Origin of the sequence: Flavobacterium calami (assembly GCF_038290035.1) — a bacterium.
Classification (GTDB): Bacteria; Bacteroidota; Bacteroidia; order Flavobacteriales; family Flavobacteriaceae; genus Flavobacterium; species Flavobacterium calami.
The window spans coordinates 133,576-147,543 of the sequence record NZ_JBBYHS010000010.1; the positions used below are offsets into that span (position 1 = coordinate 133,576).

The window sequence follows — 13,968 nt, forward strand, 5'->3', positions numbered from 1 at the left end:
TTTGAAAACAAAACTTTTTGTAATCACACCGCCTTTTACCCAACTGAATACACCGTATCCGGCAACTGCTTATATAAAAGGTTTTCTCAATACCAAAAATATAGAATCGGTTCAGGCAGATTTGGGTATTGATGTGATTTTGGAATTGTTTTCGAAAAAAGGATTGGTTGATTTGTTTCAGGTTTCAAGTTTCAGGTTTGAAGTTTCTAATCAAGAAGTTTCAGATAATTCTAAACGCATTTTTGCTTTACAGGACGAATACATTAAAACTATAGATGCTGTTATTCAGTTTTTACAGGGGAAAAATCCAACTTTGGCACTGCAGATTTGTCAGGAAGATTTTTTGCCTGAAGCTTCCCGTTTTGCACAGCTGGAAGAACTCGACTGGGCTTTCGGAACGATGGGAACTCAGGACAAAGCAAAACATTTGGCCACTTTATATCTCGAAGATATTTCGGATTTTATTGTCGAATGTGTCGATGAAAATTTTGGTTTTAGTCGGTATGCAGAACGTTTAGGGCGAAGTGCCAATTCTTTTGATGAATTATACGAAGCTTTAGAGCAGGAACCGACTTATATAGATTCAATTTTAATTTCACTTTTGAAAGCTAAGATTGAAGTGGTAAAACCAACATTGTTTTTAATTTCTGTACCCTTTCCGGGGAATTTATACAGTGCTTTTCGATGCGCGCAATGGGTCAAACAAAATCATCCCGAAATTAAAATTTCAATGGGTGGTGGTTTTCCAAATACTGAATTACGATCACTTTCTGACAAACGTGTTTTCGAATTCTTCGATTTTATCACTTTGGATGACGGCGAAGTGCCAATTGAAGAATTAATTTTCAATTTAGAAAACCCGGATTACAATTCATACAAAAGAACTTTTTTACTGGAAAACGGAGAAGTTGTCTATAAAAATAATTCTCTAAAACACGATTACAAACAATCACAGGTAGGAACTCCGGATTATTCTGATCTGCCTTTGGATAAATATATTTCGGTTATCGAAATCGTAAATCCGATGCACAGAATGTGGAGTGACGGACGCTGGAATAAACTCACCATGGCGCACGGTTGTTATTGGGGAAAATGTACTTTCTGTGATATTTCATTGGATTATATCAAAGTTTATGAACCTGTTGCGGCAAACTTACTTTGCGACCGAATAGAAGAATTAATTGAAAAAACGGGGCAGAACGGCTTTCACTTTGTTGACGAAGCCGCTCCGCCAGCCTTGATGCGTGCTTTGGCTCTCGAAATCTTGAAAAGAAAACTGGCAGTAACCTGGTGGACCAATATTCGATTTGAAAAAAGCTTTTCAAAAGATTTATGTTTATTGCTAAAGGCTTCCGGCTGTATTGCTGTTTCCGGAGGACTGGAAGTAGCTTCAGACCGATTATTGAAATTGATCGATAAAGGAGTAACAGTTGAGCAGGTTGCAAAGGTTACCCGAAATTTTACCGAGGCCGGAATCATGGTTCATGCTTATTTAATGTACGGCTACCCCACACAAACGATTCAGGAAACCGTTGACAGCCTCGAAATGGTGCGCCAGTTGTTTGAAGCCGGAGTTTTGCAATCCGGATTTTGGCATCAGTTTGCGCTTACGGCTCACAGTCCGGTTGGATTGTATCCGGAACAATTTGGCGTGACCAAAAAAACAGAAGCCATCGGAACTTTTGCCAATAATGACATTGAGTACACCGATTCAACTGGAATCAATCATGATAAATTCAGCTTCGGATTAAAGAAATCACTTTTTAATTTCATGCACGGAATCTGTTTTGATTACGAATTGCAGGATTGGTTTGATTTTAAAATTCCGAAAACAAAAATCCACCCTGATTTTATTTTTAATGCTTTAGAAGAACAAAACGATTTCAATACCAAACCCAATGCAAAAGTGGTCTGGCTGGGCGGAAAACCTTCAACAGAAAACTTTACAAAATCAAAAAAAGGAAGAAGCTGGGAAATGATGTCACTGACTTTTCACGATAAAAAAGAAAGTTTTACGATTCAGACAAATAAAGAAGAAGGAGAATGGCTTGTTGAAATCCTAACGAAAATCGCAGTTTCAAACAATAAAAACTACACTTTTCAGGAAGTAAAAACTGATTTCGAGACCAAATTAGAAGATTTTGAATTGTTCTGGTATTCCAAACCAATAAATACTTTGAGGGAATTTGGTTTGCTTGTGCTTTAAAATCTGAATTTAATTTTTGGTTACCCAATAATGAAGATCTCTTTCTAAATCGTATATCATTCTTTTTACACTTCTTCTAATAACGAAATAAGGAATTCCTAACATTAAAGACATGTGGAATAAAAGAAAAGGTACAAGGAAAAAAGGTACAGTATTCTCAGCTGGTGAAAAAATAGTAGCGAAAATAAATATAGAATAAAACAAAATTGCTATCCCCAAAAATAAAAACATTCTATTTCTAAAGCCATTAATCTCTGCATTTATATTTAATTGATTATGGTCTTCTGTAAATTCACCAGTTACTTTTGCAAATGAATAATTAGTGTCAAATAACTTTCTTCTTTTTCTTAAGTGAAAAACATGGTTAGTAATGTTTCCTTTATATTCATTTCTGCTCGATTGAAAAACTTCAAAAGGAACGAAACTCAAATCAGATTCATCGACATTATTTCTAAATTTTTGAATAAAATCTATTTTTGAAACCGGAAGCTGTATCTTAATGTCTTTAACTAATTGTATTTTTCTTAAAAAGTCGTTCATTTATATTGATTTGGTTAGCGAACCAAATATAATATTTATATGAGAAAGACGAAATAAACAATATCAAAATGATGTTCTTATTTGTGAATTATTTCTAAGCTAATATTCCACACATTCCCCATCATTAGGGACAGCGGTTTTGGATAAAAGATTATTTTCAGCCAGTGCTTTTTTTAATTCTTCTCTCTTTGTCGGGCAATGATTTAAAGCTTCTAAATGATTCGCAAAAACTTTCCAGGGTGCCAGTGCGGCAAATTTCAGGATATCATTCATTCTCATTAATAAAGGCTGACCAAAATCTAATCTTGCAGTTCCACAGGCTACGGTGGCGATGTCGGGTTTTAGTTCTATTAATACTTTTTGCACATCATCAGTAAAAATAGTATCAGAGCTGATGTAGATTGTTTTTTCGTTGAGAAGTTCTATAAAAAAGCCCATCACATTTCCCATCAGTTTGGAGATAAAACCATATCCGTGAACGGCAGGAATTCCTGTAATTTTTCCGTCCAGAAAATTTTGAGGTTTCCAGTAATCAAGGGTTTGTATGACGGTTAAACCTCTTTGGGTTATCTTTTTTTCATCTTTTACGCTGCAAATTACCGGAATTGATTTTCTTTTTAGAAAAACTTCACCGGCTTTATCAAGATGATCCGGATGCAAATGCGTTATCAGGCAATGGGTAACTTTACTCAAAATTTCCCTGCTGTTTTTTGGAAGCGCAGTCAGCGGATTTCTTTTTGGCGGATAACGAAAAAGAGTAAAAGGAGGAATAGTTTTCCTTTTCCCTAACATGGGGTCAACTAATATGACATGTTTTTCTGTTTCAATAACTAAAGTAGCGTTACGTAAATGATGCAGTTTCATATCTGACAAAATTAGAACTTAAAAATACAATGATTTTTCAAATTATATTTACAGAATTTTCCTTGTTTTTAACGTAATTGTTATTATTTAGGGTTGTGCAAGCAGAGAGATTAATTATTCAGTCGTAAACCGAAATCCAATTCCATGCAGGTTTTCAATAGAGATCCCCTTTTCGTTGGCTAAAATTTTACGAAGACGCGAAATAAAAACATCCAGGCTTCGTCCCATAAAATAATCGTCTGTTCCCCAAAGGGCGGTTAATATCTGTTCTCTTTTTAAAACACTGTTTTTGTTGTCCAGAAACAGTTTTAATAATTCGGCTTCGCGCTGTGTAAGACCAATTTTTTCATCTGTATTAAAAAGAATAAAATTTTTAGTATCAAACTGATATTTACCGATTTCGTAGATTGATTTTTCGGCTTTGCTGTTTTTCTGAGAGCGCTTTAGAAAAACTTCAATCTTTAGCATTAATTCTTCAATACTAAAAGGTTTTACCAGATAATCATCAGCACCAAGACGAAGTCCTTTAATCCGGTCTTCTTTTAAAGTTTTTGCCGAAAGAAAAATAATTGGAACATCAGTATTGAGTTTTCGAATTTCTTCTGCCAGTTCAAAACCATCCATTTTGGGCATCATAATATCAAAAATACAAATGTCGAAATCTTCGTTTTTAAAACTTTCTAAACCTGATTTTCCATCAGCACAATGTGTGACAGCATAGTTGTTTTGTTCCAGATTATCTTTGGTCAAAAAAGCTAGTGTTTCATCATCTTCAGTATAAAGAATTTTAAAGTTACTCATTTTTATAAGGGATTGACAAAGTTATGGTGATACCGTTTTTGGCGTTTTGAGTTGCCGAAATTTTCCAGTTCTGAAGGTCGCAAATCTTTTTTACATAATACAAACCTAGTCCAAAACCGTTTACTTCATTGCTTTTTTCGTTTTGAATCCGGTAAAATTTATCAAAAATAAACGAAATATTTTTAGATGAAATCCCGATTCCATTATCTTCAAAAGCCAGCTTCAAAAGTTGATTTTCTGTAAAAATACGAATTGTAATTTCAGGATTTTCATTACAGTATTTTACAGCATTGTCTAATAAATTATAAACCAGGTTAGTAAAATGAAAAGTATCAGTTTCTATTTTATATTTTTCTGAATTAGTTTTAATTTGAATAGAAACTTCAGGGTATTTCAACTGAATGTTCTCTATTGTTTCTTCAATTGCAGGGATAATGAAAAGGGTTTCTTTTTTTAATTCCAGTGGTGTATAATCAGATTTGGCAATGTTTAAAATTTGTTCAATATGCTTGTTCAATTTGTGACTTTGGCTGATGATAATGTCAGTGTAAGTATGCAGTTTTTTGTCTTCTTTAATTTTGTCCTGCCCGATTAAATATTTAGAGGCGATTAAAATTGACGACAAAGGCGTTTTAAATTCATGCGTCATATTATTAATGAAATCACGCTGCAGTTCTGAATATTTTTTTTGCTGAAGAAGTGTCAGAATAGAATAGACATAAATCAGTAAAATAAAAATTAAAACGATAGACAATACAAACCAAAAACGCATGGAACTGAACAGGTAGGTAGTTTCATGTGGAAAACGAACGGCAAAATAATAAATCAGATTTTTGTGTTTCGGAAAATGTACAGATTGTTTGACTTTTCCTTTATCCGACAAAGAAATGTAATTTCCATAAATCATTTCGTCACTTTGACAGTTATACATGGCGTATTCAAAATCTGTCGTAATATTCATTTTTTTAAACTCAGTTTTCAGATAAAACTCCAGAATATCGGGTTCAAAATCGTTGTCAATATTTACAATGTAATAATCATTGGCAATTTTTTGTACCGGATTTTGTGCCGGTAATTCATGATTGGTGCCTTCGTAAAGTTTTTTTGCAACTTCCAACAAAGCAATATGTGTTTTCTGGCTCAGCTTTTTCTGTTCTAATGTAAAAGCTTCTTTTGTCCAAAGCAATTGAGCGATCAATATGCCGATAATGGCTATTAACCCGAGGATGATGATGCTGTTGAGTCTGTTTATTTTCAAAGTAAATTAACTTTTAGAAAGTGTAATATTAATCAAATTTTAAATTAAAAAGTGCAGTTAACATGTCATTAACAAACATTTGAAACCGGTTAACAGCGAAATGTTTTTTTGTAAGGTACTTTTGAAATATAAAATTAAACCATTCACCAACTTAAATAAAAAGACTATGAAAATTATTAGAATTTTGATGCTGATCTTAGCTTTAGGATTAATGTCATTCTCAGCAATTGTACCTGTTAAGGCATTGATTTCAGAATCTGCTACAGCAACTGCTGACGGAACTATTGTATGGAAAACTGAAAGTATTGACGTAGGTCAGATTCCTCAGGGAACACCAAAAGCTATTGTTTTTGAATTTAAAAATACAGGAAAAACGGCTGTTGTAATTACAAATGTGCAAGGTTCATGCGGTTGTACTGCTACAGATTATACCAAAGAGCCAATCCTTCCTGGGAAATCTGCAAAAGTTACGGCAACTTACAATGCAGCAAACAAAGGGGCTTTTACAAAAACAGTGACTGTTACAACAAGTGCTGAAAAAACGGCTAAAATCCTGACTTTGAAAGGAACTGTTATTTAAAATAAAGTTGATTATATAAAGGGGGAAAACTCCGGTCATGTCATGTGTCCGGAGTTTTTTTTATGGCAAAATTATTTTTGGAATGAATTTGTTTTTACCAAAACTTTTCTATTTTTATTAAAAAAATCATTATGAAAATTTGGTACAGGTTTGCTGTTATTATGCTTGTTTTTATTGCTGTTTCATGCAATTCAAAAGGGGATAAAAAAGAGGAAAGCCAAAAAGTAGACAAGGTTGTAATTCCAGAACTTAAACTTTCAATAGATAGTCTGGCGATTGCCGGATTTTACGAAGCTTATCCAAAACTGAAAAATTTTCAGGATGAGGTTTTTTCTTTATACAATAAAAAACAATCAACTCAATTGTGGCTTGATAATAAAGGAGTTGTGGAGTTCGGGAATACGTTGTATGATAAATATAAAGGTTTGGAAAATGAAGGTTTGAAAGCCAATTTTCCGTACAAAGAAATCAATTCGATTTTTGAAAACAATTCGGTAAACAAACTTTCAAAAGTGAATACCGATTTGATGATTACGAATCTGTATTTCTATTATGCTGAAAAAGTATACAGAGGTTTTGACGAAAAAACATCTATTTCATTAGAATGGCTGCTTCCGCGAAAAAAACTGAATTATAAGGTTTTAACCGATTCTCTTTTTGAAAAATCAACGATAAATGATGATAAAAAGAGCAAGATGTTCAGCCAGTATTACAAGCTTCGGGATGCGCTTCATCAATACAGGGAGATTGAAAAGAATGGAGGCTGGAAAACAATTGAAATCGGCGAAGATTATAAAGGTTTGAAATTAGGAGATTCTTCGACAATAATTGGTCAAATCAGAGAAAGGCTTTTTGTAACCGGAGATATTAAGGAGGATAACAAAAGTGCCGTTTGCGATACGGTTTTGATGAAAGCAGTCAAAAATTACGAATTACGTCATGGTTATGTGCCAAAGAATACTATTTTATTAGAGCATATCAATGATTTGAATATTCCGGTTTCTGATCGAATCAAAACGATTATTGCCAACATGGAGCGCTGCCGTTGGATTGATCCTGAATTGGAAAAAGGCCAAAAGTACATCGAAGTTAATATTCCGGAGTTTAGATTGTATATAGTCGAAGATGGTAAAATTACCTTTATATCACCGGTTGTGGTGGGCAGGACAATGACAAAAACAGTTGTTTTCAGCGGAATGATGAACAATATTGTTTTTAGTCCGTACTGGAATGTTCCGCCAAGTATCATCAAAAGCGAAATCAAACCCGGAATGGCAAAAGACAAAAACTATCTGGCAAAGAAAAATCTGGAATGGAACAACGGAGCGGTAAGACAGCTTCCTGGGAAAAATAATTCACTCGGGCTGGTTAAGTTTTTATTTCCAAATTCCAGTAATATCTATCTGCATGATACACCTGCAAAAAGTTTATTCGAAAGAGAAAGCAGGGCTTTTAGCCATGGCTGCGTACGTGTAGCAAAACCGCGTGAACTTGCCATCGAATTATTAAAAGTAGATCCAAAATGGACTCCGGAAAGAATTGACAAAGCCATGCATGCCGGAAAAGAAAGCTGGTATACTCTGAAGAAAAAAGTTCCGGTTTATATTGGCTATTTTACCGCCTGGGTAGATCGCGAAGGACAGCTGAATTTCTATAAAGATATTTACCAAAGAGACGAAAGCCTGATTAAATTATTGACGGAAGAGTAAACTTTTAGAAATTACAATTTGCGGTGCTTTTGAGTAAATACCACAGTTAATAAACTTATTCAAAACTAAGTTTTTTTTGGTTCTTCGCCTAAATTGGTGGAATTGAATAAATGATTCTCATTAATTATTTAGTTGTTTTGTCATTTCGACCGGAGGGAGAAATCACACAAGAAACTCCGTAAAGTATGTCTCCAATCTTTGTCGATATACGAGTGTGATTTCTCCCTCCGGTCGAAATGACAAAAAGAGCAACCTCTTTATTACGGAAATCCACTAATTTAGACGAAGAGCCAGTTTTTTATTCAAGGGACAAAACATCAACACATTTATAAAATCGTTTGGTATAATGTTCTTCATCAAGTCCCGTGATCGTCACTTTTTGTGCTTTTCCTGAGGAGGCGTGTATAAATTTGGACTGCATTCCGTTGGCTTCGCAGATGATGCCCACATGTCCTATAACACTTCTGTCCTTGTATCCATAAAAAACTAATACATCTCCCACTTTAAATTCCTCGGGTTTCAAGGCTCTGCCTATATTTTTATATCCACCTGAACTTCTTGGCAAGGTTAAACCAAAATTTTTGAAAACATAATAGACAAACCCCGAGCAGTCAAAACCTTTATTTGGATTGCTGCTTGCATATAAATATCGTGTCCCCAGATGCTGTTTTGCATACGAAATAACAGAATCCCGTTCAATTCCAGTCTGGATTTTTTTTACCGAATCAGATTGCGTTTGATTTTCTTTTTTTAAAGTAAAAGAAGAAAACAGAATAGTAAGCAGAAGAAGTAGGACAGGAACAGTAGTTTTCATTTGAGGGGGTAAAATATTAGTTTATAAAGGTAAAGCCTTTGTTTAGAATATCAAAAAGGAGCTGAATTTGATACACGTTTTTTGGTGTTTTTTTATTGCTTTTTGACATTTTAGTATCTTTCTGTAAAATGTAATTCGGATATATTTGTGAAATGTATTTATATTTTAACGAATAAATTATGTTTATCAAAAAAATACCACTTTTAATTCTGTTTTTACTGATTTCTGCGGTGTCAGTTTCTCAAAACAAAGCAGAAACATTTTTGTATGCAGGCAGGGTTGATATTTTAAAGGATAATAAAGTCGTTTTAATCGGAACGGCTTCTTCAGTATCATTTAATTTTACAGGTAATGAATGTGCTGTTTCCCTGCAAAGTATTGATTCGTGGGAACATCAAAATTATATTGTTCTGGAACTTGACGGAAAATACCTTGGGAAATATACTGTTCAAAAAGGAGCTCCTCAGTCTTTTCCTGTAAAAGTTACTTCGGATAAAAAAGTACATAATCTAAAGATTTATAAAGCTACAGAAGCTACTATGGGGAATGTAGTTTTTTTGGGAACTACAGCTAAATTAACTGCGATATCAGCCAAAAAGAAAAAGAAAATAGAGTTTATCGGAGACTCAATTACTTGTGGAGCAGCAAATGACCCATCAGAAATTCCTTGTGATAAAGGGGAATATTTTGATCATCATAACGGTTATTTCGCTTACGGCCCAATTCTTTCCAGAACTATTGATGCGGATTATTTGTTGAGTTCAGTGTCAGGAATCGGTATTTACCGTAACTGGAACGATCAGGGACCTGAAGTGCCAATTATGCCGGCTGTTTACGAAAATTTGTATTTAACAAAAGACGCTTCAAAACCTAAATATGATTTTGCTTTTCAGCCTGAAATTATCAGTATTGCTTTAGGAACCAATGATTTTTCGAATGGTGACGGCACAAAAGAACGTTCGGCTTTTAGTCCTGAAAAATATGTTTCGAATTATATCAATTTTATAAAAATGTTGTACCAGCATAATCCAAATTCTCAAGTAGTTTTAACTAACAGCCCAATGGTAAATGGTGAAAAAGCAGTAATTTTTGAAGACTGCCTGAACAAAATCAAAGCCGAATTTGATGCAGATAAATCACACAAACCAATTCTGATTTTCAAATTTAAGCCTATGACACCAAGCGGATGTTCAGGACACCCAAATATTGAAGAACACAAAATTATGGCTGCTGAATACGGACCATTTTTAAAAAAACTGCTAAATGAAAAATAATATATTTAAGTTTGTTTTTTCTCTGATTTCCGGTACGATGATGGCAAACGTTTCCCTTCCGAATATATTTGGTGATAATATGGTATTGCAGCGCAACTCCGAAGTCAAAATTTGGGGCTGGGGAAATCCAAAAGAGGAAATTAAACTGGTTTCCAGCTGGAACAATCAGGAATATAAAGTTATGACAAACAATCAGGCGCAATGGGAACTTAAGATCAAAACGCCTGAAGCCGGAGGACCTTATACGATTTCAATAAAAGGTTATAATGAGGTTGTACTAAAGAATATTTTAATTGGCGAAGTCTGGGTTTGCTCCGGTCAGTCGAATATGGAAATGTCTGTAAGCTGGGGAATTGATAATGGAGAGGAAGAAGCTAAAAATGCTGCGAATCCTAATATTCGTTTTTTTACAGTTCCGAAATTAACGGCGACAACACCACAGAATAATTTATTAGGCAACTGGACAGAATCGACTCCGGAAACCATGAAATACTTCAGTGCGGTTGGCTACTTCTTCGCCAAACGCTTAAGAGAAGATTTAAAAAACGTTCCCATCGGATTGATTTCCTCCAACTGGGGCGGAACTCCCGCAGAAATCTGGATGCCCGAAGAAGTCGTTCAGAACGATGCTGTTTTATTAGAAAATGCCAAAAAACTAAACGAGCAGGAATACGGACCAAGACAGCCAGGACGTGCTTACAATGCTATGATTTATCCATTCGTTGGATTTAAAATTGCCGGAACTCTTTGGTATCAGGGAGAATCTAATGTGGGTTCAGAAGTTTATGATAAAACATTATCGGCTCTGATTACGTCATGGAGAAAATTATGGAAGGATGAATTTCCGTTTTATTATGTACAAATAGCACCTTTTAAAACAGGCAGTAACAACTTTTCAAACGTTACCCTTCGAAATTCCCAGCGAAAACTTTTAAAGGAAATCAATAATACCGGAATGGTCGTGATAAGTGACGTTTCGGATACGATTGATATTCACCCGAAGGATAAAAAATCTGTTGGAATTCGTTTAGCAAATTTAGCATTGGCAAATACTTATAGAACCAATTCAAATTTGGTAAACGGGCCACTTTTTAAAGACATCAAAATCGAGAACCACAAAGTAACTGTCTCTTTTGATTATGCTGACGGATTATATTTTAAAAACAAAGTGACTAAACAGTTTGAAGTTGCCGGAACCGATGGAACTTTTTATCCTGCGGAAGCTTCGATAAAAAATAATCAGGTAATCGTAACGAGTAAAAAAGTACCGAATCCTGCAAAAGTGAGATTTGCATGGGGAAATACAATTCAGTCGGATTTGTTTAATAAAGCGAATTTGCCGGCTTCCTGTTTTATTTCGGAGTGAGAGAATATAGAAGAAAGAACAAAGAGTAAAGATTTTAGACTTTAAGTTTTTTGCATTTTTTTGTCATACTGAGCGGAGTCGAAGTCCCGCAAAGTGAAATACAAACTTTAATCAAGACTTTAAAAGCTCTGGATTACCCGTTGCGTGAGGGATAGGAGAGGAAAGCCCACAGCCCTGACGGAGGAAGGGCGAGGACTTGAAACGGATAGCCCGACCCGTAGGGACACGCCCAAAATATGAAACTAACTATCATGAAAAATAAAAGAATACTAATTATTGGGGTTTTTGCCCTGTTTACTGCTGGAAATATGAATGCACAGAAGAAACCGTATCTGGATAAAAGTAAAACGATCGAACAACGAATTGACCTGCTTTTGCCATTGATGACTTTGGAGGAAAAAGTGGGACAAATGAATCAGTATAATGGTTTTTGGGATGTAACCGGCCCTGCTCCAAAAGGTGGAAATGCCGAATTAAAGTACGAACATTTACGAAAAGGATGGGTGGGAAGCATGCTGACAGTGCGCGGTGTGAAAGAAGTTCGTGCTGTACAGAAAATTGCCGTTGAGGAAACCCGATTGGGGATTCCGTTGATTATTGGTTTTGACGTAATTCACGGTTATAAAACGTTAAGCCCGATTCCGTTGGCGGAAGCGGCAAGCTGGGATTTGGAAGCGATAAAAAAGTCAGCAGCGATTGCAGCAGATGAAGCTTCGGCATCCGGAATTAACTGGACTTTTGGACCCAATGTAGATATTACAAACGATGCCCGCTGGGGACGTGTAATGGAAGGAGCAGGGGAAGATCCGTACCTTGGAAGCAAAATTGCGGTTGCCAGAGTAAAAGGATTTCAGGGAGAAACGACTGCTGATCTGGCAAAAGTAAACACCATTGCTGCCTGTGCGAAACACTTTGCGGCGTATGGGTATGTAGAATCGGGACGTGATTACAATCTGGTTGATATTAGTAATTCTAAATTATTCAATACCGTTTTGCCTCCGTTTGAAGCTGCTACCAAAGCAGGCGTGAGAACCTTTATGAACTCGTTTAATCTGGTAAACGGAATCCCGGCAACGGGAAATGTTTTTCTGCAAAGAGATATTTTGAAAGGAAAATGGAAGTTTGATGGTTTTGTGGTTTCAGACTGGGCTTCGGTTCGTGAAATGATTCCGCATGGCTATGCAAAAGATGGGGCAGATGCTTCATTAAAAGCCGTTACAGCAGGTTCAGATATGGATATGGAATCTCATTTGTATGTTGCTGAACTGGCGAAATTAGTTAAGGACGGAAAAGTAAAAGAAGCTCTGATAGATGATGCCGTGAGAAGGATTTTGCGTGTAAAATTTGAGTTAGGATTATTTGACGATCCATACAAATACTGTGACGAAAAACGTGAAAAAGCAACTATCGGAAATAAGGCAAACAATGACGGAGTCCTGGACATGGCGAAAAAGTCAATTGTATTATTGAAAAACGATAAAAATTTGCTTCCGCTAAAAAAATCCGGACAAAAAATTGCTTTGATAGGCGCTTTGGCAAATGATAAAAACAGTCCGTTGGGAAGCTGGAGAATTGCTTCGGATGATAATACGGCTGTTTCGGTTTTAGAAGGAATGCAGCAATATAAAGACAATCAGCTGGTTTTTGAAAAAGGAGCCGATTTGATTGTTGGAAAAGCAACTTTTCTAGATGAGGTAGTTTTTAATACTACAGACAAAAGCGGATTTGAATCAGCAAAAACCGCAGCTAAAAATGCTGATGTTGTGGTGATGGTTTTGGGTGAACATGGTTTTCAGAGTGGAGAAGGACGCAGCAGAACAAACCTTGATTTACCTGGATTACAACAGGAATTATTAGAAGAAATTTATAAAGTGAATCCAAACATTGTTTTGGTTTTAAATAACGGTCGTCCATTGACTATTCCGTGGGCAGCAGCACATATTCCGACAATTGTTGAAGCCTGGCATTTGGGAACACAAACCGGTAATGCAGTGGCGCAGGTTTTATACGGAGATTACAATCCGAGCGGAAAACTGCCGATTTCTTTCCCGAGAAATGTGGGACAGGTTCCTATTTATTACAACAATTACAGTACAGGCAGGCCTGTAAATGCTGATAAAAATGTGTTTTGGTCACATTTCTCAGATGTGGAAAAAACGCCTCAGTTTCCTTTTGGGTTCGGATTGAGTTATACTAAATTCGATTATAAAAATCTGAAAGTAAATAAAACAGCTTTCGCTAAAGGAGAATCAGTTCAGGTGAGTGTTGAGGTAACCAATTCAGGTAATTATGATGGAAAAGAAGTTGTTCAGTTATATATTCACGATGATTTTGCCAGCATTGCAAGACCAGTTGAGGAATTGAAAGGTTTTGAATTGGTAAATTTAAAGAAAGGCGAAACGAAGACAGTAAACTTTACTTTGACGGATGCAGAACTTGGTTTTTACGATAACAATGGAAATTATCTGGTTGAACCTGGAACTTTTAAACTTAAGGTAGGAGGAAGTTCTGATTCAGGTTTGGAAAGTGGATTTGAATTGAAGTAAAAAGATTCTT

Annotated in this window: 11 protein-coding genes; 6 read left to right on the plus strand and 5 right to left on the minus strand. The window is 35.6% G+C overall.

What is annotated here, in order from left to right; translation table 11 throughout:
• Position 1 precedes the first annotated feature (1 nt).
• A complete protein-coding gene (locus AAEO57_RS10890; RefSeq protein WP_341692465.1) occupies positions 2–2,206 on the plus strand; it encodes a B12-binding domain-containing radical SAM protein in 2,205 nt (734 codons plus the stop codon).
• A gap of 9 nt (positions 2,207–2,215) precedes the next feature.
• Here AAEO57_RS10890 and AAEO57_RS10895 read toward each other — a convergent pair whose 3' ends face one another.
• The 4 genes from AAEO57_RS10895 to AAEO57_RS10910 all read right to left on the minus strand — a co-directional run bounded on the left by AAEO57_RS10895 (position 2,216) and on the right by AAEO57_RS10910 (position 5,669).
• On the minus strand, positions 2,216–2,746 hold the full coding sequence (locus AAEO57_RS10895) for a hypothetical protein (protein ID WP_341692467.1): 531 nt from the start codon (positions 2,744–2,746) through the stop codon (positions 2,216–2,218).
• Positions 2,747–2,845: 99 nt separating this feature from the next.
• Complete coding sequence (locus AAEO57_RS10900) at positions 2,846–3,610, minus strand: MBL fold metallo-hydrolase (protein WP_341692469.1); 765 nt, start codon at positions 3,608–3,610, stop codon at positions 2,846–2,848.
• 114 nt (positions 3,611–3,724) lie between these two features.
• Positions 3,725–4,411, minus strand: coding sequence for a response regulator transcription factor (locus AAEO57_RS10905; protein WP_341692471.1), 687 nt, complete (start codon positions 4,409–4,411; stop codon positions 3,725–3,727).
• On the minus strand, positions 4,404–5,669 hold the full coding sequence (locus AAEO57_RS10910) for a sensor histidine kinase (protein WP_341692473.1): 1,266 nt from the start codon (positions 5,667–5,669) through the stop codon (positions 4,404–4,406). The genes AAEO57_RS10905 and AAEO57_RS10910 overlap by 8 nt, the downstream gene beginning before the upstream one ends.
• A 166-nt stretch (positions 5,670–5,835) precedes the next feature.
• On the opposite strand from AAEO57_RS10910, the gene AAEO57_RS10915 reads away from it, so the two are divergent.
• Positions 5,836–6,249 carry a DUF1573 domain-containing protein gene (locus AAEO57_RS10915; RefSeq protein WP_341692475.1) on the plus strand — a complete coding sequence of 138 codons (414 nt, stop codon included), beginning with the start codon at positions 5,836–5,838 and terminating at the stop codon, positions 6,247–6,249.
• Between the two features lie 131 nt (positions 6,250–6,380).
• Positions 6,381–7,958: a L,D-transpeptidase family protein gene (locus AAEO57_RS10920; RefSeq protein ID WP_341692477.1), complete on the plus strand. Its 1,578-nt coding sequence runs from the start codon at positions 6,381–6,383 to the stop codon at positions 7,956–7,958.
• 298 nt (positions 7,959–8,256) lie between these two features.
• On the opposite strand, the gene AAEO57_RS10925 is transcribed toward AAEO57_RS10920, so the two are convergent.
• A complete protein-coding gene (locus AAEO57_RS10925) occupies positions 8,257–8,772 on the minus strand; it encodes a C40 family peptidase (RefSeq protein WP_341692479.1) in 516 nt (171 codons plus the stop codon).
• Between the two features lie 179 nt (positions 8,773–8,951).
• Between AAEO57_RS10925 and AAEO57_RS10930 the strand changes: the two genes are divergently transcribed.
• The 3 genes from AAEO57_RS10930 to bglX all read left to right on the plus strand — a co-directional run bounded on the left by AAEO57_RS10930 (position 8,952) and on the right by bglX (position 13,958).
• Positions 8,952–10,046: an SGNH/GDSL hydrolase family protein gene (locus AAEO57_RS10930; RefSeq protein ID WP_341692481.1), complete on the plus strand. Its 1,095-nt coding sequence runs from the start codon at positions 8,952–8,954 to the stop codon at positions 10,044–10,046.
• Positions 10,036–11,412: a sialate O-acetylesterase gene (locus AAEO57_RS10935; protein ID WP_341692483.1), complete on the plus strand. Its 1,377-nt coding sequence runs from the start codon at positions 10,036–10,038 to the stop codon at positions 11,410–11,412. Before AAEO57_RS10930 ends, AAEO57_RS10935 begins: the two co-directional genes overlap by 11 nt.
• A 251-nt stretch (positions 11,413–11,663) precedes the next feature.
• Positions 11,664–13,958, plus strand: a complete 2,295-nt coding sequence (gene bglX, locus AAEO57_RS10940; RefSeq protein WP_341692485.1) for a beta-glucosidase BglX — start codon at positions 11,664–11,666, stop codon at positions 13,956–13,958.
• Positions 13,959–13,968: the final 10 nt, after the last annotated feature.